Below are 22,622 nucleotides of genomic sequence, written 5' to 3'. Positions count from 1 at the left end.
CACTAAAATGATTAAATGGTTTAAACGAAATCAAAATTCCGAACCAAATTTGGATGCCGAAGAGCAACAAGATCATGCCAAAAGCAGCATGGAATCCAGGCTTGAAGAACCCCAGGAACTGACTGTCAAAGAGCCTTCGCCCAAAGAAAGTATTTTTGCCCGGTTTAGGAAAGGCCTTAGCAAAACCCGTCATCAATTGGGGGAAGGCATAAGTCGGCTGCTGTTAGGTAAAAAAGAAATCAGCCAGGAGTTACTCGAAGAGCTAGAGACCTTATTAATTAGTGCTGATTTAGGTTTGGACACCACTCAAGACGTATTGAAACAGCTAAATGAAGGCTTGGCACGAAAGCAACTGTCTAATGGTGAAGCAGTTTATCTGACTCTAAAGACAAATTTGCAAACTATTTTGAGCCAGGAAGAGAAACCGCTTTCCATAGAAACTGAAGACGGCTCTCCCTTTGTCATATTAATGGTTGGTGTCAATGGAGCCGGTAAAACAACCACGATTGGTAAACTAGCCAAACAATTCCAAAAGCAGGGAAAAAAAGTCATGTTAGCTGCGGGCGATACGTTTCGGGCGGCTGCGGTGGAACAATTGCATGTATGGGGCGAAAGAAATGGCATACCTGTTATTGCCCAGCATACCGGCGCTGACAGTGCCTCAGTAATATTTGATGCTCTTCAGGCTGCCAAAGCGAGAAAAATAGATGTTTTAATCGCTGATACAGCCGGGCGTTTGCATACTCAAAGCAATTTAATGGAAGAGTTGAAAAAAGTGAAAAGAGTCATGCAGAAACTCGATCCCAAGGCACCTCATGAAACCATGTTGGTATTGGATGCGAGTATTGGGCAGAACGCCTTGGCTCAGGCAAAGCAGTTTCATGAAGCAGTACAATTAACTGGAATTACTATGACCAAGCTTGATGGGACAGCCAAAGGCGGGATATTATTTGCTATAGCGAATGATTTGGGGATACCTTTTCGTTATTTAGGGGTAGGGGAGGGCATTGAAGATTTGAGGCCCTTTGACGCAGCGCAATTTGTTAGTGCGATATTCGATGATGATCACATTTGACCAGGTTAGTAAACGTTATCCGGGGGGCTTTGAGGCATTAAGCCAAGTTAATTTTTCTTTGCAAAAAGGAGAAATGGTCTTTCTTACTGGCCATTCAGGTGCTGGCAAAAGCACCTTGCTCAAGTTGATTGCTCTTCTTGAATGGCCGACGTCTGGTCAATTAACAGTCAATGGTTTGAAATTAAATCATCTCAAAAAGCGAGATGTTGCTGCTCACCGCAGCCAGTTAGGCATTACATTTCAATCTCCTCAGCTACTGAATGACAGAACTGTTTTTGATAATGTTGCCTTGCCCTTGCAAATTCAAGGAGTTGCTTATCCTATGATTGCCAAAAGGGTGCATGCCGCTTTGGATATGGTGGGATTGTTGAGTAAAGAGAAAATGTTACCAGTTCACCTATCTGTTGGTGAACAGCAACGAGTCGGTATTGCTCGTGCTGTAGTTCATAAGCCTGCATTGTTATTGGCAGATGAACCTACCGGTAACCTTGATCCAAAACTTTCTTCTGAGATAATGAAGATTTTTGAACAATTTAATCAGGTTGGAGTTAGTATATTAATTGCAACCCATGATTTGGCTTTAATAGCCGGAATGAAACATCGCATCGTCATGCTGAAAGGAGGAAGGCTGTGTTAAAACGATCACAATCTCTTCTTGCCTATCATTTGCAAGCCGCGGCCAATAGCTTGAATCTTTTCTGCCGCAAACCGATAGCAACCATGATGACCGTCATTGTTATTGCCATCGCTTTAGCGTTACCTACACTTTTTTGGGTATTCACTGACAATTTAAGTGAACTAACCAATCGTTGGCAGCGAGGGGGGCACATTTCCCTGTTTTTGAAACCTTCATTGCCGGAAGCGGAGCAAACGTCGTTACTTGAAAAAGTACGCACTACTGAAGGAGTTGGTCAGGCAAATATCAAATCTGCAGCAGATGGATTATCCGAGTTAACTCAACAAGAAGGTATGCAAGACATTATGCGGTATCTTCCTGAAAATCCTTTGCCCGCAGTTATTGAAGTAGTTCCCGCATTAGTTATAGATTCTCCTGCAAAATTAGATTTATTATCTCGAAAACTTCAGGCTTTTCCACAAGTCGCGTTGGCGAAACTGGATATGGAGTGGATTAATCGATTGCACGCTATCTTGGGTTTTTCTGGCAAGGCAGCAAATGCTTTAATGGCGTTATTAGCTTTGGCTGTAGTATTTATTATTGGCAATACCTTACGTCTGGACATTCATAATAGACAAGAAGAAATTAAAATTTTAAAACTGATTGGCGCAACAGATCCTTATATTATTCGTCCTTTTTTATATTCTGGAATTTGGTATGGGGCAGCTGGCGCACTTTTAGCCATCTTTCTGGTTAATATTTTTATTCTAACCCTGGGCGTCGCAGTGAATCAGCTGGCTAATGTCTATCAAATGCACTATCCTTTAGCTTGTTTGTCACTACGGCAAATCTTGCTACTTGTGTTATTTGCTATTATACTCGGGTGGCTTGGAGCCTTGTTGTCTGTTAAGCGGCAATTGGCTTCTATAGAACCCTACAAATAATGTATAATATTAGTTGATGAAGCATTGGTTTTGGTCAATATTTGTCCGGATTCGTTGTGTGCTTATAAACCGTAAAAAACTTTTATATAAGAGGTTTAGCGATTTATAAATATGCCAAGGATCGCTGAAATAATGACCAAAATTGAAACATCATGAAGAGAGTGCTAAGTTATGAACTTTTACTTAATTTGCAGTTTTTGAAAATTTATAGCTTAGCATTCATTTTGGTGAATCCTATCAGTTAATAGGATATAAATTTTAATACTATTTTAGTGTTAATGACCGGAGGAAGTAGTATGAGTCAACAGTTGCAACTTGCTGCAATGAATCTACCTGTTGGTAGTCTTGATTCTTATATCCATCGAGTAAATCAAATTCCAATGCTGACTTTGGAAGAGGAAATTGCATATGCCGAGCGTTTTCATTCTGAAGGAGATATAGAAGCTGCTCGACAATTAGTTCTTGCGCATTTGCGCTATGTAGTTCGTGTAGCCCGCGGTTATCTGGGGTATGGATTGCCTTTAAGTGATTTAATTCAGGAAGGTAATGTAGGCTTGATGAAAGCCGTAAAACGTTTTGACCCCAAGATGGGCGTACGCCTTGTTTCTTTTGCTGTTCATTGGATTAAAGCAGAAATTCATGAGTTTGTGCTGCGTAACTGGCGAATAGTTAAAGTTGCTACAACCAAGGCCCAACGTAAATTATTTTTTAATTTGCGCCAAATGAAAAATCGATTGGGTTGGTTCAGCAATGAAGAAGTTGACGCTGTCGCCAAAGATTTGGGCGTTAGCCGAGAAGACGTGTTGTTGATGGAGCAACGTTTAAATGTTATGGATTCATCTTATGATGCGCCAGATGTTGATGATAATGATGATGCTTACAAAGCGCCTGAGCGTTATTTGTTTAATGTGAACGATGATCCTGCTGTCTTGTTAGAGAATGAGGATACTGGCGATCAGGGGCGTGAAAAATTACTGTTTGCTATGGAACAACTGGATGAACGTAGCCAGGATATTTTACAACAACGCTGGCTTGCTGAAGAAAAACTCACGTTACATGATTTGGCAGAAAAATATGGTGTCTCTGCTGAACGGGTTAGGCAACTTGAAAAAAATGCCATGAAAAAAATCCGTCAATACATGGAGGGTTAATTACAAAATTTTGAAGCCAATTCCTCTGTATGTGAAACTCATTGTTTCAGCAAACACAATGGTCTGCCTAGCTACTGGATCCACCTGGATTAGGTAAAACCGTAATCCAGGTGGATCAACCCCCCCTGTCATATTAACGATTTAAAAAATCCAAAGCGATTTGTTCGACGCGCTCATCCATTAATACACTCACATGATCAGCGTCTGGTAAAAGAGACAGGCGGGCATTTTTGTAATATTTGCAAAAATTTATCGATTCTTTGGGGTTGATAGTGGCATCCAATTCTCCATGGATACATAGAAAATAGGTATCAGGGGCTTGGGAAATAAAATGACTTAAACGAATTCTCTCAGGATCTACCGATGCTTGTTGACGGATTAATTGGCGAAGTTGTAAATAGGCTTGCCCGCTTAATTTAAAACGTCTGGCAATTTTATTGACAGGAGTTCGCATTTGTGTTGGCGATGCAATTAAAATGGCTCTTTCCGGCTTGTGATTTAATTGCCATTCCGGTAGTTGGCCTGCCAGATTCAAAGTATTTAAAATCATTGAACCACCAAAAGAATGGCCAACCAATCCATAAAAAGGCCCAAATTGGTTAATCGTTTCTTTGATAATAGCAATGGCATCAGTCCAGGGAAGCTGAATTCCTTTAGCTTCGCCATGGGCAGGAAAATCGATAGCATAGACTTCATATCCTTCTTTATGAAGAAGCCTGATTAAGCGAACCATATAAGCAGCACGAGACATCCAGCCATGCGTAATCAATATTTTTTTTCCATTTGGTTTGCTCGCGGGAGTAAAACGATGTAAAACATGATGACGAGGATATTCTCTGTGTATGATTTCATCCCGTCTTCCTTCTATGAATTCACAGGCCATTTTGGCAAATTCCCTGTATTTTTTATCGATAGGAAGATGAATGGGAGTAATAAACATTTGGTAGCAAAATTGAGCATGTAACAAATCCCTTATGTGTATTAACGAATCAGTCATCATGGCAACATTCCTCACATAATTTATTTTTATTTTAGACCAAATCCATAATTTGAGTTAATTAGTGGACATATTGATATTTACTGACTCATGGACTCATGTTTTGGCGAAACATGCAAGAGCATTAGATTAATTCAATTCGATATCCTTTTATTGGACGACACTATTTTTACTTAGCCACGAGGAACAAAAGACAAAGAAAAGCATTAGGCTAAACTAATGTAATTACTGGACTTTTACGGATATTGCCCTAGACTATTTTAAAATAATTTAGGAGATATTTTATGTATTCATCGAATTATATTTATCAACATGATGATCTTGAGTTACACGGATTTTTAGCGCATGAAGAGGGAATTAAACAATCTCGGCCTGCCGTAATAGTCGCTCATGATTGGAGTGGAAGAGGTGAGTTTGCTTGCCTTAAAGCAAAACAACTTGCTGAGATGGGCTATATAGGCTTTGCTTTGGATATGTATGGGCAAGGACAAATTGGTTCTAACAATGATGAAAAAATGGCATTGATGCAACCCTTGTACAGCGATCGCTCTTTGCTTAGGGGACGGTTGTATGCCGCATTGGAAGCCATTAAATCAATATCGGTAGTCGATAACAATCGCATAGCCATTATAGGGTTTTGCTTTGGTGGTTTGTGTGCCCTTGATTTAGCCAGGAGTGGTGCGGATATTCGAGGAGCAGTAAGTTTTCATGGCTTGCTTAATAAACCTGAGAATCTAGCATCCGGAAGAATTAAAGCAAAAATTCTGGCCTTGCACGGTTATGATGATCCTATGGCGAAACCGGAACAAGTACATGCTTTTTGTCAGGAAATGACAGAAGCTAATGTGGATTGGCAAATGCATATGTATGGGCAGGTGAAACATGCTTTTACTAATCCTCAAGCGCATGATGAACATTTAGGATTAATTTACGATGAGGTTGCTGCGCGCCGATCATGGCAAGCAATGAGCCAGTTTTTACAAGAGATTTTTAATGTTTAAAAAAATTCTGGTGGCTAATCGCGGTGAGATAGCCCTGCGAATAGTACGTGCTTGCAAGGAGATGGGGATAGCAGCAGTGACTATTCACAGTGAAGTGGACAGATTTGCCCTGCATGTCAAAAGAGCTTCTCATTCTCACTGTCTTAGTAAAAAACCTTTAGATGCTTATCTTAACGGACGGCGTATTATTGAGTGTGCCAAGGTGGCCGGTTGTGAAGCAATTCACCCCGGGTATGGTTTTTTATCTGAAAATGCCGAGTTTGCTGAGGATTGTAATAAGGCAGGTATCGTTTTTATAGGACCGTCTGCTCCAGTGATAGCCACTATGGGCTCCAAGATTGCAGCAAGAGAAGCGATGATAAAAGCAGGGGTTCCCACCATACCAGGAAGCAAGGGGAATTTGGAAACTATAGATGACGCTTTACATTGCGCAGAAACTCTAGGGTATCCTGTAATGCTCAAAGCGACTTTTGGAGGGGGGGGTAGAGGTATCAGATTATGTCATGATGCCAGTCAGATAAAGCAACAGTTTGCTCGCGTGCAATCTGAAGCAGAAAAATCATTTGGAGACTCCCATATCTACATGGAAAAATATATAGCGAATCCACGCCATATCGAAGTACAAATTCTAGCAGATCATCATGGAACAGTACTTCATTTGTTTGAACGGGATTGTTCAATCCAAAGGCGACATCAGAAATTGGTTGAAATAGCGCCTTCCCCCCAATTGGATGAGGCGACACGTCAAGTGCTTTTGGGATACGCAGTCAAGGCAGCCAAGGAGGTAGGGTATACCAATGCGGGTACTGTTGAATTTATTTTGGATAAAAATAATCGACCTTACTTCATGGAAATGAACACTCGTTTACAAGTTGAACATCCAATTACAGAACAGATTACTGGTATTGATTTAGTCCAGGAGCAAATTCGAATTGCAGCTGGTGAGCGTCTAACTATCTCTCAAGAACAAATTAAATACAATGGTTTTGCCATCGAATTTCGCATTAATGCAGAAGACCCTCAAAACGATTTTTTACCCAGTTTTGGAAGGATTACTCGATATTACGCTCCCGGAGGACCTGGTGTAAGGACAGATAGCGCAATTTATACTGGTTACCAGATTCCCCCGGATTATGATTCTTTGTGTGCCAAATTGACCGTATGGGCTTTTGATTGGCCCTCGGTACTTCGACGGGCGCGTCGAGCTCTTGAGGAAATGCGCATGTTTGGAGTAAAAACTACCATTCCTTATTATTTAGAAATGATAAAATCAGAGGAATTTCAGAAAGGGGTATTCAATACCGGTTTAGTGGAGGCACACCCCGAATGGTTAAAGTATTCAAATAAATCCTTGCCTCAACACAAGGCAGCGGTTATTGCAGCGGCAATCGCTTTGCATAAAACCTAAAGCTAGGTATCAACATGGGATAAAATAATTTCCAGGCGTTCTTTTATTGAGGTTGCTGGTAATTCTATGACAGGGTAGTTAAGGCCAACATAGGCATTATAAATGCAGTCACTAATTTTCTTTGCGGTGACATCATCCTCATCTCTTATGGTATCTGGGACAACAGGCAAGGGATGACAGAAAAAAATTTTTTTATAGCGTAAATACCGACAAGCTCTGACCACATGAGTCTCATCTAAATGATGAAAACGAAAATAACCGATGCTGTCCGGGGTGCCACGGTCAAAAAAAATTAAGTCTTTCTTAGGCAGGTTTCTTTCTCGTCTTAACATGATATTGAGAATTTTTCTTTGTAACCAAAGGATATCATGTTTTATTTCTTGTAGAGTTTTTTTATCATGAGACAGCAGCTGGTTGATATAAAATCTGGCTATTTCTGGCGCAGTTTTGTATCCCAACTCTGCCAAATGATTAATTAAAGTGGTTTTCCCTGAGGAAGGTCCACCTGTTATCACGCACCAATTGGTTTGAATCATAGCAAATAATTATCAATGAGACGGATATCGCCAATTTTTACTGCAGCAAATCGTCTGCCCTGGAATTCTTCAATATATTCTACAGTAATTCCAAGCGCTTCCAATTCTTTGCTTATCATGGCAGAGGATTTGTTTTGATGAAATATTTTTGCAAATTCATCAGCGATTTCTCTTTGGCTTGGAGTAAGCCTGTTATTGCGTGAGCTGCAGGCTAGGCCACTTTTTTCTCTTACTGTGGGGCAAGATTTGATTTCAATATCCATGAACAATGCTTTTACCATTCCTTGAATTAGCAACAGTTGTTGGTAATCTTTTTCACCAAAATAGGCACGGGTTGGTTTGACCAAATTAAAGAGTTTCATGACGATGGTCAGTACTCCGTTAAAATGCCCCGGTCGGTGTTTTCCCTCCATCAATTGCCCAAGCCGGTTTTCTTGAACTTGATAAGCATAGCCATCGGTATAGATTTCATTTTCATTGGGGAGTATACAAAAATCAACTCCATTCTGAGTCATTAATTCGAGATCAGCATCGACTGTGCGTGGATAATGCTTGTAATCATCAGGGTTATTAAATTGGGTCGGGTTAACAAACAAACTGGAGACGGTATAGTGATTTTCTTTGCTACTGGCTAAAAACAAAGAAGCATGTCCAGCATGCAAGTTACCCATAGTTGGAGCAAACCCCAGGGATAAATCAGGGGACAGGGTGTTTCTAAAGTGAATCCACTCATTTAAATTATGAAAAATTTGCATGGATAATTTTCCTAGAAAGAATGTTCATTAGCTGGGAAATGCATTTGTTGTACTTGCTGGACATAGCTGTTTAAGGCTTCAATAAAATGGTCTTTGGCTCTAAAATATTTTTTTACAAATTTAGGATTAAATGAAGTCTGTAAACCTAGCATATCGTGCCAGACAAGGACTTGCCCATCAGTTCCTGGGCCTGCGCCAATTCCTATAGTAGGAATAACTAACGAATCGGTAATCGTTTTTGCCAGCTCCTGCGGAACACATTCAATAACTACCGCAAAGCAGCCGGCTTGTTCCAGGGTGGCTGCCTGTTGTAATAGAGTTTCTGCCTGTTCGCTGTTTTTTCCCTGGACTTTATAACCGCCTAATTGATGAATGGATTGGGGAGTTAAGCCGATATGACCCATAACAGGGATGCCGGCATTAACTAAATGGGAAATCGTTTGGCAGGTGTCTTTATCAGCGCCCTCGATTTTAACTGCTTGGGCTCCAGCCTGTAACAGCCTTTTTACGTTTTCTACTGTATGACCTTGAGATGATTTATGTCCGAGAAAAGGTAAGTCAGTAATCAAAAACTGTTTGCCTAAACCACGAGCTACTGCCTGGGTATGTAATTCCATCATTTCGATAGTGGCCATAATGGTTGTAGGGTGGCCGTGCACTGCCATAGCTACGGAATCACCCACGAGAACACAATCGATATTTGATTCTGCTACTATGCATGCTGAAGGGTAATCGTAACAGGTCAACATGGAAATTTTCTTTTGTTCCTGCTTTTTTATTTTAAAATCATGGATTTTCATGCCGTTCTCCCTGAATAGGAGAATGCGCCTGGAATAGATAAGAATGATGGTAATACAGGTACCTGTCTCATGGATCAAGTCCTCCTCTGAAGGTCAATAAAAGTCGCTGCCAACAAAATAAACCAGATATACAAAAGGTCTATTGGGGGTCAACGCATCCATTGCTATAATAGCCTAACTCTTTTGCTTAAATCCATATTGATTTAGGTTATTATCTTTAAATTGGCAGGGTTGTTATGCTATTTACCGACAAATTAAATACTCCCGGAGAGCATGAATTAATGCTTGAAGGATTAGTTGGCCCACTGGAAACCGTACTGACTGTTCCTGAAGATGCGGATACTCGCTATGTTGCTTTTCTTGGTCATCCACATTCTTTACAAGGTGGGACAATGAATAACAAAGTAGTTACCACGATGGCCAGAGTTTTTAAGGAATTGCATATTCCTTCAGTACGGTTTAATTTCAGAGGTGTAGGGCAGTCTGGAGGCCATTATGATAATGGTATTGGCGAGAGTGAAGATATGCGCAAGCTCGTGAGGCAGTGGCATTCTGAGCAACCGCAAGCCCAAAATATTTTTGCGGGCTTTTCTTTCGGATCTTATGTGGCTTATAGAACGGCGTCTCATTGTGAGCATGCTCTGTTAATAACGATAGCTCCTCCTGTGCATCATTATGATTACAAAGAATTTGAGCCACCTCCTCATCCCTGGCTTATTATACAAGGCAAAGAAGATGAGGTTGTGCCATTTGAACTGGTGAGTGAGTTCGCCAGCCAATCATCGCAGGTATTGCCAGTCATTGAATTTGTTGAAACGGGTCATTTTTTTCATGGTAAGCTTTTAATATTAAAAGAAAAACTGATGGATGCTGTTCGTGATCAGGTTTGCCTGTCATGAGTTTGATTGAGCAGTATGAAGCCGCGATTTATAGAGGTGAAATAGATAGCGATCCTGAGCAGAGAGAAATCCTTGAACACATGCAGAGGCTTGCTGAGGATTTACAGAAGAAGAGTGACTCTTGGTTTCCCTGGAGAAAAAAGCATCCCATTAAAGGGCTTTATATCTATGGGCCTGTGGGAGTTGGCAAGACTTATTTGGTGGATTTGTTTTATCAGCATATTGATGAGGAAAAAAAGGCGAGATTTCATTTTCATCATTTTATGCAGCAAATTGACGCTCAATTAAGACGATTACAAGGCAAAAAAAATCCTTTGCAGTATATCGCCAAAGAAATGGCCAAATCGATTCGTTTACTGTGTTTTGATGAGTTTTTAGTTCACGATGTGGCTTATGCAATGATTTTGGCTGAATTATTACAAGCACTGCATCACTACGGCGTTGTTTTGGTTGTTTCTTCGAATACTCGTCCGGATGAGTTGTATTTAAATGGGGTGCATAGAGAGAGATTTATTCCGGCTATCGAGATTATTAAAAAAAATTGTGAGGTTCTGAATCTTAATCAAAAACGAGATTATCGTTTAGGTCGACAACCCTTGTTAGAGGCTTATTTATATCCTTTAAATGAACAAACACAAGAAGCAATGGAAAAACAGTTTGCTCTAATAACCCGGGAAGAAGACTGCAAAGGTTTTATAACAGTACAAAATCGTGATATTCCATATATTAAATACGGGACAAGGTCTATTTGGTTTGCTTTTGATGTGATTTGTAATTTTCCTCGTAGCCAATTGGATTATTTAGAAATTGCTGATCGCTTTGATAATGTCTTCCTGAGTGATGTTTATCAGCTTACTGAAAGTCACACAGCACAAGCGATTATGTTTATTCACTTTATAGATGTTATGTATGATAGGGGCATTAAGCTCATTATCTCAGCGGATGTTCCTGCAGAAGAATTGTACGTTAAAGGTGAAATGAAGGAAACGTTTAAAAGAACGTTGAGCCGTCTAATTGAGATGCAATCGGTGGACTATCTGAGTCGTCATCCTCGGCGTTTGGTAAAGGAAATGCTGTAATGTGGTATAAAATTTCTTAATTGAGAATGATTCTCGATATCGTTTGTGTTAAAATTAATTAAATGAATCACCGTATTGTTTATATATTATGCAGATTAGTGAATTAAAACAAGGGGATAAAGTACGATTGGTCAGTTTTGGTGCGACTGATATGCAGTATCGACGCAGGCTTTTATCCCTGGGTATTACTTGTGGAGTTGAGTTTTCTGTAGTGAGGATGGCTCCATTAGGGTGTCCGGTACAAATTGAAGTAAGGGGAACATTTTTAACTTTGCGTAAAGATGAAGCGAGTCAATTAGTGTTGGAGCATCTATGACTCATGCCCTATTAATAGGAAATCCCAATTGTGGTAAGACAACCCTATTCAATGCCTTGACCAATGCGAATCAACGCGTAGGCAACTGGCCCGGAGTAACTGTTGAGAAAAAAACAGGTGAATTTTTGCTTGGAGAACATCTAATTGAAATCACTGATTTGCCAGGTGTCTATTCTCTGGTTGCGAATGCCGAAGGAATAAGCCAGGATGAGCAAATTGCTGCTCAGTCAGTTATTGATTTGGAATACGATTGCATCATTAATGTTATAGATGCTTGTCACCTTGAAAGACATTTGTATTTAACCAGCCAACTTTTTGAGTTAGGTAAACCTGTTGTTGTAGCACTTAACATGATGGATATTGCCGAGCATCGGGGTATTTCTATTGATACAGAGAAACTCGAGAGTTTGTTAGGGTGTTCTGTTATTCCCATTCAGGCCCATAAAAACATTGGTATTCCGGCACTTCAGCAATCATTACTTCATTGCTCCCAAAAGATAAAACCTCTAAAACTTTCCTTATCGGTTGCAGCACAACAAATTTTGAATGACCTGGAAAATCAGCTGATCTCAAAAGGGTATAAAAATTCCTTTGCCTACTATTTCTCCCGTAGGCTTGCCGAAGGGGATACTTTGATAGGAGAGAAAGCTTTTACCGAGAGTCTTCTTATAAAGCTTCAAGAAACGGAGCAAAATCTTGATGTGTTACTGGCAGACGCTCGCTATCAAAAAATCCATGAAATTGTTACGTTGGTTCAAAAAAAGCATAGTGATGCCAGCGAACACTTCACTGCTAAATTGGATAAACTTGTTTTGCATCGCTTTTTAGCTTTGCCCATATTTTTTGCGATGATGTATTTGATGTTTTTGTTTGCTATTAATATTGGGGGAGCATTCCAGGATTTTTTTGACATTAGTACAGAGACTATCTTTGTTCAGGGTAGTGGTTGGTTGTTGCAACAGCTCCATGCACCACATTGGGTAATCGCGCTTGTAGCTAATGGGGTAGGCAAAGGAATTAATACCACTATTACTTTTATTCCTGTGATTGCCGCGATGTTTTTCTTTTTGTCCTTATTGGAAACTTCTGGCTATATGGCAAGAGCTGCTTTTGTCGTGGATAAAGCGATGCGAGCCATGGGATTACCAGGAAAATCATTTGTACCCATGATTGTGGGTTTTGGATGTAATGTCCCTGCCATTATGGCAGCACGCACCCTGGACTCGGAGCGCGATCGATTATTAACTGTGATGATGAGTCCATTTATGTCTTGTAGTGCCCGACTGGCTATTTATGCAGTATTTGTCGCGGCCTTTTTCCCCTCTGGCGGGCATAATGTTGTTTTTTCGTTGTATTTGATTGGCATTTTAATGGCCGTATTTACCGGATATATTTTACGCAAAACTACGTTGAAAGGACATGCTTCTCCTTTGATTTTGGAGTTACCCGCCTATCATAGACCCTCACTCAGAAGATTGCTGAGAGAAACCTCCATGCGATTACGATTTTTTGTTTATCGTGCGGGTAAGCTGATTATTCCCATTTGTGTGATTCTGGGAGGATTAAATGCGATTACTTGGGGAGGAGGGATTAGCTCCGGAGAAGCCAATACGGATTCTTTATTGTCAATAATGGGTCAGTGGATTACTCCATTATTTGCTCCAATGGGAATTCATCAAGACAACTGGCCCGCGACTGTCGGTTTATTAACTGGCATGCTGGCTAAAGAGGTAGTGGTTGGCACCTTAAACTCACTTTATGCCCAAGTAGGCCATGTGGGAGAAATAGCTGCTGCTCACTTTGATTTTTGGGGGGGCATCAAAGCTGCTTTTGGGTCTATTCCCGCCAATTTGTCTGAATTAGGCTCTGCATTGTGGAACCCTGTTTCTGCCAGTGCAGCTGATAGTGAGTTATCTCAATCTGTCTATGGCATTATGTCACGACGTTTTGATGGAGCTGTAGGAGCCTACGCTTATTTGCTTTTTGTTTTGCTTTATATCCCTTGTGTTTCGACTATGGCAGTGATTCGCCAGGAGGCAAACAAGCGATTTATGTGGACTTCCATTGTTTGGTCATTTGTCGTGGCTTACGCCACTTCCGTTGTCTTTTATCAAGGCGCTAAATTTCTGGATCATCCTCAACAAAGTATGGTCTGGATTTTGGCTATGTCACTGAGCCTGCTTTTTGTTTTAGCTGTATTTCGTTATAGCCAGTATGGTATGGGGAGGCAAAATGCTGCTGCAAATACGTGATTTTATCTACCGGGAAGGGGTAGTAAGTACTCAACAGTTGAGTAGGGAGTTTCATTTGGATCTGACCGCATTGCAACCTATGCTGGACTTATGGGTTAGGAAAGGGGCAATAAGGAAGTGTCAGGGAGGAGCCAATTGCAAAACTGCCTGCTTTAAATGCCGCACTCCGCCAGATTATTATCAATCGGTTGTGTAATTATTAGAATCGATGCAATTATCAGGTTAATAATTTCTTTCCAAGGCAAATTTGGCCAAATCGACTAAAGCTTCTTTATAAACTGAGTCAGGCAGTATTTCCAGGGCAGATAGTGCTGAGTCTACTTCTTGGGCAGCAATTCGTTTCGTAAACGGTATGGCTTCGGTTTGCTCAATAGCAATTAAAATATCAGGCAGATGGCTTAGACTGCCTTTCATTAAACTTTCTCTTATTTGCTGTTGTTGAGTCGCATTACCATTTTGTAACGCATGTATTAGTGGTAAAGTCGCTTTTCCATCAGCCAAATCGTCGCCAATGTTTTTACCTAAAGTGGCAGCATCCGAGCAATAATCCAAGGCATCATCAATCAATTGAAAGGCATTTCCCAAGTGTAAACCGTAATTATATAAACTATTTCGAAGCTCAATAGGCGCATTCGTGAGTATAGGACCTATGCAGGCAGCCGCAGCAAATAAAAGAGCTGTTTTGGCCCGGATGACGTCGAAATAGTCATCAAGGGTTAAAGCGGGATTGTGGCGATTGGCAAGTTGTTTGACTTCGCCACAGGTAATTTGGTGGGAAGTATTGGCCAGTAGATTGAGAATTTCTTTAATGCCAACCTCTACCATTAGATTTACGGATTGGGTAAAAAGATAATCACCAACTAAAACACTGGCTTTACTGCCCCAAATGCTATTTGCAGTTTGTCGACCTCTTCTTAAAGTGGATTCATCAATCACATCATCATGCAACAAAGTGGCAGTATGGAAAAACTCAACCATAGCGGCAAGAGAAATATGGTCTTTTCCTTTGTATCCACAAGCATTGCTTGCCAACAGGACAACCAAAGGCCGTAAACGTTTGCCGCCACTTTCGACTATATGTTGTGACAAGTCCTGAATTAAACCAACTTGAGATTGAATTTTATCAATAATTAAATTATTAACCGCGTTAAAATCTTCACTAACCAGCGCTCGTATACGGTCAATAGTCATTCATTTACCCTCTGATATTTAATCAATGAATGCTAAAGTTGTAAAAGTTAATTGTCAAGTGAATGTCAGATTGCTGCATCCTGTGCTTGATAAAATGAAGGCCCAATCATACTGATTAAATTAGGAATGTTGGTTAAGAGGTTTGTTTAAGCGTTTGATATTTTTTCCTTTTATTGTCATACATCGCTTTATCAGCCCATTTTAACAAATCTTCCGCATTTTTTGCATTGCGCGGGTAATTGGCTATCCCAACGCTTATGGTGCAATGAATGGTCTGGCCATTTATGACAAAAGGTTGTTCAAATTCCTGTTCAATTCTAAGAGTTAGAGCCTCAGCAATTTGATCATGGGGTTTATGAACGATAATCGCGGTAAATTCATCTCCTCCCAGTCGGGCTATAAAATCATTTTTCCTAAAGCAGGATTGCAAACGCTTGCTGGTTAAAAGTAAAAGCTGATCACCGAACTCATGACCATATTCGTCATTGATGGGTTTGAATTTATCCAAATCCATAAAATAAAGAGTAATGGCTTCCTTTTTAGTGTCAGTGTTCTCTAATAGGGTCTGAAGATGAGCATGAAAGTAAGAGCGGTTGGGTAAGTTGGTTAGTGAGTCGTGATGCGAAAGATAATGGAACTTTTCTTTATCAGCAATGAGCAGGTAATTTTGCTCTTTTAACAGCAATTCATATTGTAAGTTTTGAACCAGAAAATGATAAAGAACAGTGAAAATAAGGGCAAAAATAAACAGGTGGTTGGTATTATCCAGAAAAAATACATATTCCTGAGAAATGGAATAGATGGGGATGTAGAATTCGAATATAAAAAGAAACATTGCCCCAATCGCCAGCAGGCCATAGACGACTAACCCGGTTAATCCAAGTGTAGCAAAAGCAACGATTGGAGAAACATAGAACCATCCCAGGTAAGACATGGTAGTTTTTCCAACGATGAGATTGCCTCCAATGATGATAGACAACACAAGAATATTCAAAATGTGCCCACTCAAGGCCAGATTGAAGTTCTTTTTGATTAAGATTAAATTTCCGAGCAAGATGAAAATGCCCACGATTAACATAGTGATTATAAGCCAGGCTCTTAGCAGGCAAAGGTTTGTTATTATCAGCAAAAGACCCAAAATTAAAAGCTCTATGGAAATAACATTAAGTAAATGGCGCTTTCTTTGCTGGTCTTGAGTGGTAACCAGGATTGAGTAATCCTGCTCTCTTGTTTTCTTTAGTAATGACATTCACCTACCTCAATCGCATTGGCCGGTAATCAATGGGGCTAATTTCCTTTATTAATTCAATTATAGATTAAAAAACAGCCACACTGTCCTCATTGAGGTTGATTTACGCACAGGGAGTTGGTTTGCTATTCATTTTCTACCAAATCGTTTATCTTCTGTTGACTCTGCGTCGGTTTGAGCTATCGCAAGCTAAACAACAGTCAGCGTGGTATAAGAGTAGGAAAATATACGCCTGATAGCATACTTCCACTTGCTTCAATGCCTGGCTCGATACTTGGCCACTCGCAATGATGAAACGATAGAGGCTCGAGGCTCTTTGGCTCAATTCTTGAAAAATCACCAGTTGCAGAATACTAATGATTAAACATTAAAGCGAAAATGCATGACGTCTCCATCACAGACAATATATTCCTTGCCTTCAAGCCGCAATTTTCCAGCTTCTTTGGCACCTTGTTCTCCGCCAAAGCGAATAAAATCATCGTAAGAAATCACTTCCGCGCGGATGAACCCTTTCTCAAAGTCAGTATGAATGACCCCGGCAGCTTGCGGTGCTGTGGCTCCTTTGCGTATTGTCCAGGCTCTTACTTCTTTCACTCCTGCGGTGAAATAGGTTTGCAATCCCAGCAATTCATACCCGGCACGGATCACTTTATTTAATCCAGGTTCACTAAGCCCCAAATCAACCATAAACTCTTGTCTGTCTTCTTCATCCAGCTCAACCAGCTCGGCTTCTGTTGCTGCACAAAGGGCTACTATGCTGGCATTTTCCTGGGAAGCCAGAGCCTGAACTTTATCCAGGAGCGGGTTATTCTCATAGCCGTTATCGTCAACATTGGCTATGTAAAGTACTGGTTTGGCCGTTAAAAGAAAAAGGCGTTTGCTTACCTGTTCTTCCTCAGGGGTAAGTTCAAGGGTTCTTACAGGATATCCGGCATCAAGATGTGCTTTAATTTTTTCCAGAGTTTTTAATTCAAAAATGGCTTCTTTATTTCCACTTTTACTGTTTTTCCCTACTTTTAATAGCGACTTTTCCAATGTCTCCATATCCGCTAATGCCAGTTCTGTATTAATCACCTCTATGTCACTTAAGGGGTCAACTCGCCCCTCCACATGAACAACGTCCGAGTTGTCAAAGCAGCGAACGACGTGAGCAATAGCGTCTGTTTCTCTTATGTTGGCCAAAAATTGATTTCCTAATCCTTCTCCACTGGAAGCGCCTTTTACCAATCCTGCAATGTCAACAAATTGCATGGTGGCATGAAGCACCTGCTGAGGCTTGACTATGTCGCTTAAATTATCCAGTCTTGAATCAGGAACGGTGACGATACCTACATTGGGCTCAATGGTACAAAATGGGTAATTGGCCGCCTCTATCCCAGCCTTAGTCAATGCATTAAAAAGAGTCGATTTCCCTACATTGGGCAATCCTACTATTCCACATTTAAATCCCATGAGTCATACCTCATTATGTTAAGCGTTTACTTGATTCATTGCTCGGGCCATATCCCCTGACAATACTATAGGTATTATCGCTATACCTCTGTCTATTGCATCATAAATTTGTTGCCTGTCGTGCATAGAAGGCCTGCTGAGTACGTATTGATGGACTAGATCTTTATGTCCAGGATGACCTATCCCTATACGTAATCGATGAAATTCACCTGTTCCCAATTGAGCAGTTATGTCTCTCAAACCATTATGCCCACCATGGCCACCACCTGTTTTTAATTTGATTCGTCCAACAGGTAAATCCAACTCGTCATGAACAATTAATATTTCACCGGGTTCAATTTTATAGAATTGACTGATTATTCTTGTTGTTTGACCACTATGATTCATAAAAGTCAAAGGAAGCACTAGTCGACATGGGTGGTTGTTAATATCAATTTCAGTTAATTCCGCTTGCATTTTCTTGTCAATCTTAAAATGCGAATTATGTCTTTGGGCCAAAGCGGTCACTAACCACGCACCTGCGTTGTGTCTGGTTTGTTCATAAGCCGATCCGGGATTGCGTAAACCGACAATTAGTTTAATGACCATAGATTTTCTATAAAATTTGAATTAAGCGGATTTGTGTTAACTATTCTAGCACTAGATTTTATGCAAATATTCTGGGTTAAGCTCTGAATATTTGCATAAATATATAACAGGGAAGTGCTTATTCAGCACTTTCCCCTTGATCTGTAGTCGGTACAGCTGATGCTGGAACTTCAGGTGTTTCTTCCAGTTCAGTTGAGCTTACTTTAGCAGCATGTATACTCACCACAGGAGCATCATGACTACCATCGGCTACATCCACTGTCAGCTGAACGCCTTTTGGAAGTTTTAAATCCGATAAGTGAACCACATCATCCATACCTACCTTAGACATGTCTACTTCAATAAATTCAGGCAGATCTTTTGCCTGGCAACGTATTTCAACTTGAGTCATGGTATGTTGAACAATACCGCCAGCTTTAATTCCTGGAGATTGTTCTTCATTTATGAAGTGAACAGGTACTAATTTAACCAGAATGTCTTTACTGGAAACGCGTTGTAAATCCATATGTAACACGATTGGTTTGTAGGGATGGCGTTGCAAGGCTTTCAAAATAACGTGCTCTACTTTGCCATCTACTGTGATGTCAAAAACGCTGGAATAAATGCTTTCTGTTTCCAATGCCTTAATCACTTTATTATGGCTAAAATGGATTGCCATAGGTTTTTTGCTTCCGCCATATATGACAGCAGGAACTTTATTTTCAAGACGACGTAGGCGGCGGCTCGCACCTTTCCCCATATCCGTTCTTGATTGTGCTTCTAATTGAATAGTTGACATTATAAAAACTCCAAAAATTTAAGGGTTCCCTCTAGGCACTATCTTAAATATGACTATAGCTCCTAATTAATCCGCGACCAGATTAAAATTTACTCGAAAGCCTCAAAAACATTAAGTCAATCGGTAAAGGGTGGTGAAGTATACAATATTTTAAAATGAACTTGAAGTAATAGTCATAATTTCATAGAATATGGCACTTTGTTGGAATTGTGATAGCCAATCAGGCGAATTGGAGAATAGTTATGTATGCGGTAATTAAAACTGGCGGTAAGCAATATACCGTGAAAGAAGGTGACGTTTTAAAAATTGAAATGCTGCCTGAAAATGTTGGCAATGAAATTAAATTTTCGGAAGTATTAATGCTAGTAGATGGTGATAAGGTCACTTGTGGCACACCTTTTGTTGCTAAAGCAACTGTAAAGGCCGAAGTGCTTGATCATGGTCGTCACAAAAAAGTTAAAATTATTAAATTTCGTCGACGTAAGCACCATATGAAACAAATGGGGCACAGACAATATTATTCGCAAGTTAAAATTACTGCGATTGGTAAATAAGAGGAGATAGCAATGGCTCATAAGAAAGCAGGTGGTAGTACTCGTAATGGCCGCGACTCGAATCCAAAGTACCTCGGTGTGAAACGTTTTGGTGGTCAATTTGTAAATGCCGGTGAAATCATTGTAAGGCAGCGTGGCACACGTTTTCATCCTGGACCTGGTGTTGGTTGTGGTCGAGATCATACTTTGTATGCGTTGGTAGAGGGGTTAGTACAGTTTACTACCAAGGGTGAAAAAAATCGTAAGTATGTCACTATATTACCGGAGCAACGAGAAGAAGCTGCGAGTTAAGCTGAAACAATGCTATTACCCAATGGCATCATAATTCGTTTTGTTTAACCCCGGAAACGGGGTTTTTTTTTACAGACTTAGGCAAAATCCCAATCTCTTTGCTAAAAAATATTTTCAATTCAGTCAATTAGCTTATCTAAGCGCATTCATTGAAAATATTTTTTGCCTTAAGCTTGGAATTTTACGTAAGTCCTATTTTAGTCTAAGGTTAGGCATGAAATTCGTTGATGAAGCACTTATTAAAGTTGAAGCCGGAAAAGGAGGGAATGGTTGCTTAAGCTTCAGGAGAGAAAAATTTATTCCTCGTGGTGGCCCTGACGGGGGTGATGGGGGTGATGGAGGCAGTATTTATTTTGAGGCGAGCAGCGATTTAAATACCTTGATTGATTTTCGTTATACTCGTCAATACAAAGCAGAGAATGGACAATCAGGGATGGGTGGAAATTGTACTGGGAAGAAAGGAGATGATTTAACCATCAAAGTGCCAGTCGGTACTATGGTTTATGATGCTGATACAGGTGAATTGTTAGCTGATATCAGTCAACCAGGTATTCCCGTGCTGATTGCTCAGGGTGGGTTTCATGGTTTGGGTAACACTCGCTATAAGAGCAGCGTGAATCGATCACCTAGACAAACAACACCCGGAAGCCCGGGTGAATCCAGAAATTTGCGTTTGGAGCTCCGAGTTTTGGCAGACGTAGGTCTGTTAGGGCTTCCCAATGCAGGAAAGTCTACTTTAATAAGAGCCGTCTCCAGTTCAAAAGCCAAAGTGGCTGACTATCCATTTACAACCTTACATCCAGGTTTAGGGGTGGTCCGTGTTTCACCCTATAAGAGTTTTGTCATGGCGGATATCCCAGGTCTTATAGAAGGCGCGGCTCAAGGAGCAGGATTGGGGCATCGGTTTTTAAAACATCTTTCACGTACCTGTGTCTTGCTGCATGTTATTGATATTGCGCCTTTGGATGGGAGTGATCCTGTCGCTGATGCGAAAGCAATTCTCAATGAGTTGACTCAATATAATCCCGATCTGCTCAACAAACCCAGATGGTTGGTTTTAAATAAAATCGATATGTTACCTGATGAAAAGGAAAGAGAAGAAAAAATTCAATCCATAATAAAAGGCTTGGAGTGGAAAGACAAAGTATTTTCTATTTCCGCTATAGAGAGTAAGGGAACACAAGAACTTTGCTACGCTTTAATGCAATTGATTGATGAGATGAAAGAGTCTGAAGCTTAGCCATTCAGCGGCATAATGCACAACCATAGCACTTCGATAAGGAATCTGATGTGTTTCACGACCCTCTTGCATTTGATTACTGTAGTGAATGATTAATTTGGTAGTGCCTTGGGGTGCTTGTTGTGACCAATAATCTTCTAATCCACTGCAATGAAAATATAATCTGGTCCTGTTAAGATTATGAAAGTTTAATAAATGGTAGTTTTCTGGTTTTACCAATAGGGATTGCAATAATCCTCCAGTAATCTCATCAATAATAGTTATTGGTTCATTATTCTTTAAGATTAGGCTTCTCAATTGATCAGATGCTTTGGTTTCAAGTGATGATATAATGTGCGGGGCTAAAATGGGGTCTATTATTGATGTTATTTTTTCAATCAATTCTCTTTTGCAGCGAACCTTAAACTCCAGATAAGGCGTTTCCAATCGGTATCCTGTCTGACAGTCTAAACCTTCCAGAGCTTCTTCAAGGATTTGAGCTATTTCACTTTCAGCCAATCCAAAAACTCGCCAGCGCAGAATTTGTTTATTGCTATGCCTGGATGTTTGCAATAATAACGGCAGTACATCCTGATTAAACATTGGAAGGCATTCACGAGGAGGCCCAGGCAATAGAATAAAAACTTTACCTTTCCATGAATAAGAACATCCCATGGCTGTGCCATAAGGATTAGGAAAAAGTCGTGCATTGGCTGGAAAGAGGCATTGCTGCAAATTGCCTTGATTCAGTGATATTTTGGCTATGTTTGCTTTTTTTTCTATATGATCCAGAGCGTCAGCATGCTGAAGAAGAGGTTCTTTGGTAAATTTAGCCAAAGCAAAGCGAGTAATATCATCCTTCGTTGGGCCAAGCCCACCAATTAAAATTAGAATATCATGGTGTTGCGTCAGGAAGTTTAGGCTATCTATAATCTCATTTTCCTTATCGCTACAGGCCACTTGTAATCCAAGAGGTAAGCCTTCAGAGCAAAGGGCATGAGCAATGTAATGCGCATTGGTATTTAGAGTATCGCCATGTATTATTTCATCTCCGGTAGACAAGATAGCTATTGTCATTTTGTGTATTCCAATGGGTAATTTCTGTAATAAATTCTATAGCAGAATCTGTAAAATAAGTAATAATTAATATATAAGGGTTAACAGATTAAGTTATCTTTTATGATGCCCCAGTTACCTCACATACACCAGTTGGTAATTTTTGCCATATCGGAAAGTTACTCATTGCTTTCCATTGTTAGAGGGTATCTCAAAAAGATAATGGTAATCATGTTGACATTTAGTTTACTGTTAGGTAATTACTAAAACAAGTTAGAGAGTTTAGTGATCATCATAATAATGCCAATCTAAAACAGGGTATTGGCTAGGATGTATACTCAAAATAAAGCAACTTTTAGGTAAAAATTCTCGTTGACTTTAATAGGCTGACCCTAAATACAAATAAATATTATTA

General features: G+C 40.2%; 24 protein-coding genes. 14 read left to right on the top strand and 10 right to left on the bottom strand.

Annotated features, from left to right (window positions below; all coding sequences use genetic code 11):
* Positions 1-7: 7 nt before the first annotated feature.
* From ftsY to rpoH, 4 genes are all read left to right on the top strand, one after another.
* Positions 8-1,075, top strand: coding sequence for a signal recognition particle-docking protein FtsY (ftsY, locus tag LPG_RS13480; protein ID WP_015443981.1), 1,068 nt, complete (start codon positions 8-10; stop codon positions 1,073-1,075).
* A complete protein-coding gene (gene ftsE, locus LPG_RS13475; RefSeq protein ID WP_011216539.1) occupies positions 1,062-1,712 on the top strand; it encodes a cell division ATP-binding protein FtsE in 651 nt (216 codons plus the stop codon). Before ftsY ends, ftsE begins: the two co-directional genes overlap by 14 nt.
* Positions 1,706-2,635, top strand: a complete 930-nt coding sequence (gene ftsX, locus LPG_RS13470) for a permease-like cell division protein FtsX (RefSeq protein ID WP_010948368.1) — start codon at positions 1,706-1,708, stop codon at positions 2,633-2,635. Before ftsE ends, ftsX begins: the two co-directional genes overlap by 7 nt.
* A 296-nt stretch (positions 2,636-2,931) precedes the next feature.
* A complete protein-coding gene (rpoH, locus tag LPG_RS13465) occupies positions 2,932-3,786 on the top strand; it encodes an RNA polymerase sigma factor RpoH (RefSeq protein WP_013101924.1) in 855 nt (284 codons plus the stop codon).
* Between the two features lie 133 nt (positions 3,787-3,919).
* Here the strand turns inward: rpoH and LPG_RS13460 are convergent, their stop codons facing one another.
* Positions 3,920-4,786: an alpha/beta hydrolase gene (locus LPG_RS13460; RefSeq protein ID WP_015443982.1), complete on the bottom strand. Its 867-nt coding sequence runs from the start codon at positions 4,784-4,786 to the stop codon at positions 3,920-3,922.
* 281 nt (positions 4,787-5,067) lie between these two features.
* On the opposite strand from LPG_RS13460, the gene LPG_RS13455 reads away from it, so the two are divergent.
* Entirely contained in the window at positions 5,068-5,784 is a 717-nt protein-coding gene (locus tag LPG_RS13455) for a dienelactone hydrolase family protein (protein ID WP_010948365.1), read from the top strand.
* Entirely contained in the window at positions 5,777-7,192 is a 1,416-nt protein-coding gene (locus tag LPG_RS13450; RefSeq protein WP_010948364.1) for an acetyl-CoA carboxylase biotin carboxylase subunit, read from the top strand. Before LPG_RS13455 ends, LPG_RS13450 begins: the two co-directional genes overlap by 8 nt.
* 2 nt (positions 7,193-7,194) lie before the next feature.
* Here LPG_RS13450 and LPG_RS13445 read toward each other — a convergent pair whose 3' ends face one another.
* Genes LPG_RS13445 through panB form a run of 3 tightly spaced genes read right to left on the bottom strand, consistent with a single transcriptional unit; the run spans position 7,195 to position 9,283 of the window.
* Positions 7,195-7,728 carry an ATP/GTP-binding protein gene (locus tag LPG_RS13445; RefSeq protein WP_010948363.1) on the bottom strand — a complete coding sequence of 178 codons (534 nt, stop codon included), beginning with the start codon at positions 7,726-7,728 and terminating at the stop codon, positions 7,195-7,197.
* Positions 7,725-8,483 (bottom strand): pantoate--beta-alanine ligase, encoded by a 759-nt coding sequence (panC, locus tag LPG_RS13440; protein WP_010948362.1) that lies wholly within the window; start codon positions 8,481-8,483, stop codon positions 7,725-7,727. The genes LPG_RS13445 and panC overlap by 4 nt, the downstream gene beginning before the upstream one ends.
* 11 nt (positions 8,484-8,494) lie before the next feature.
* On the bottom strand, positions 8,495-9,283 hold the full coding sequence (panB, locus tag LPG_RS13435) for a 3-methyl-2-oxobutanoate hydroxymethyltransferase (protein WP_015443983.1): 789 nt from the start codon (positions 9,281-9,283) through the stop codon (positions 8,495-8,497).
* 236 nt (positions 9,284-9,519) lie between these two features.
* On the opposite strand from panB, the gene LPG_RS13430 reads away from it, so the two are divergent.
* The 5 genes from LPG_RS13430 (at position 9,520) to LPG_RS13410 (ending at position 14,025) form a co-directional block, all read left to right on the top strand.
* Positions 9,520-10,182 (top strand): alpha/beta hydrolase, encoded by a 663-nt coding sequence (locus LPG_RS13430; RefSeq protein WP_010948360.1) that lies wholly within the window; start codon positions 9,520-9,522, stop codon positions 10,180-10,182.
* Positions 10,179-11,261 carry a cell division protein ZapE gene (zapE, locus tag LPG_RS13425; protein WP_015443984.1) on the top strand — a complete coding sequence of 361 codons (1,083 nt, stop codon included), beginning with the start codon at positions 10,179-10,181 and terminating at the stop codon, positions 11,259-11,261. Before LPG_RS13430 ends, zapE begins: the two co-directional genes overlap by 4 nt.
* 88 nt (positions 11,262-11,349) lie before the next feature.
* Complete coding sequence (feoA, locus tag LPG_RS13420; RefSeq protein ID WP_010948358.1) at positions 11,350-11,577, top strand: ferrous iron transporter FeoA; 228 nt, start codon at positions 11,350-11,352, stop codon at positions 11,575-11,577.
* Complete coding sequence (gene feoB, locus LPG_RS13415; protein WP_010948357.1) at positions 11,574-13,829, top strand: Fe(2+) transporter permease subunit FeoB; 2,256 nt, start codon at positions 11,574-11,576, stop codon at positions 13,827-13,829. Before feoA ends, feoB begins: the two co-directional genes overlap by 4 nt.
* Complete coding sequence (locus tag LPG_RS13410; RefSeq protein WP_011216527.1) at positions 13,810-14,025, top strand: FeoC-like transcriptional regulator; 216 nt, start codon at positions 13,810-13,812, stop codon at positions 14,023-14,025. The genes feoB and LPG_RS13410 overlap by 20 nt, the downstream gene beginning before the upstream one ends.
* Before the next feature lie 26 nt (positions 14,026-14,051).
* On the opposite strand, the gene LPG_RS13405 is transcribed toward LPG_RS13410, so the two are convergent.
* The 5 genes from LPG_RS13405 to LPG_RS13385 all read right to left on the bottom strand — a co-directional run bounded on the left by LPG_RS13405 (position 14,052) and on the right by LPG_RS13385 (position 19,087).
* Complete coding sequence (locus tag LPG_RS13405) at positions 14,052-15,020, bottom strand: polyprenyl synthetase family protein (RefSeq protein ID WP_010948356.1); 969 nt, start codon at positions 15,018-15,020, stop codon at positions 14,052-14,054.
* Positions 15,021-15,153: 133 nt separating this feature from the next.
* Entirely contained in the window at positions 15,154-16,269 is a 1,116-nt protein-coding gene (locus LPG_RS13400) for a GGDEF domain-containing protein (RefSeq protein ID WP_010948355.1), read from the bottom strand.
* A 360-nt stretch (positions 16,270-16,629) separates the two neighbouring features.
* Positions 16,630-17,721, bottom strand: coding sequence for a redox-regulated ATPase YchF (ychF, locus tag LPG_RS13395; RefSeq protein ID WP_010948354.1), 1,092 nt, complete (start codon positions 17,719-17,721; stop codon positions 16,630-16,632).
* An 18-nt stretch (positions 17,722-17,739) separates the two neighbouring features.
* Positions 17,740-18,309 carry an aminoacyl-tRNA hydrolase gene (gene pth / locus LPG_RS13390; protein WP_010948353.1) on the bottom strand — a complete coding sequence of 190 codons (570 nt, stop codon included), beginning with the start codon at positions 18,307-18,309 and terminating at the stop codon, positions 17,740-17,742.
* A gap of 118 nt (positions 18,310-18,427) precedes the next feature.
* Positions 18,428-19,087, bottom strand: a complete 660-nt coding sequence (locus LPG_RS13385) for a 50S ribosomal protein L25/general stress protein Ctc (RefSeq protein ID WP_010948352.1) — start codon at positions 19,085-19,087, stop codon at positions 18,428-18,430.
* 242 nt (positions 19,088-19,329) lie between these two features.
* Here LPG_RS13385 and rplU point away from each other — a divergent pair, with 242 nt between their 5' ends.
* The 3 genes from rplU to cgtA all read left to right on the top strand — a co-directional run bounded on the left by rplU (position 19,330) and on the right by cgtA (position 21,172).
* A complete protein-coding gene (gene rplU / locus LPG_RS13380) occupies positions 19,330-19,641 on the top strand; it encodes a 50S ribosomal protein L21 (protein WP_010948351.1) in 312 nt (103 codons plus the stop codon).
* 12 nt (positions 19,642-19,653) lie between these two features.
* Complete coding sequence (gene rpmA, locus LPG_RS13375) at positions 19,654-19,932, top strand: 50S ribosomal protein L27 (protein WP_010948350.1); 279 nt, start codon at positions 19,654-19,656, stop codon at positions 19,930-19,932.
* A gap of 214 nt (positions 19,933-20,146) precedes the next feature.
* Positions 20,147-21,172: an Obg family GTPase CgtA gene (gene cgtA, locus LPG_RS13370; protein ID WP_010948349.1), complete on the top strand. Its 1,026-nt coding sequence runs from the start codon at positions 20,147-20,149 to the stop codon at positions 21,170-21,172.
* On the opposite strand, the gene LPG_RS13365 is transcribed toward cgtA, so the two are convergent.
* Entirely contained in the window at positions 21,131-22,228 is a 1,098-nt protein-coding gene (locus tag LPG_RS13365; RefSeq protein WP_010948348.1) for a competence/damage-inducible protein A, read from the bottom strand. The genes cgtA and LPG_RS13365 overlap by 42 nt on opposite strands.
* Positions 22,229-22,622: the final 394 nt, after the last annotated feature.

The organism is Legionella pneumophila subsp. pneumophila str. Philadelphia 1 (assembly GCF_000008485.1).
GTDB classification, from domain to species: Bacteria; Pseudomonadota; Gammaproteobacteria; order Legionellales; family Legionellaceae; genus Legionella; species Legionella pneumophila.
This window is presented reverse-complemented; position numbering and strand designations above follow the sequence as displayed.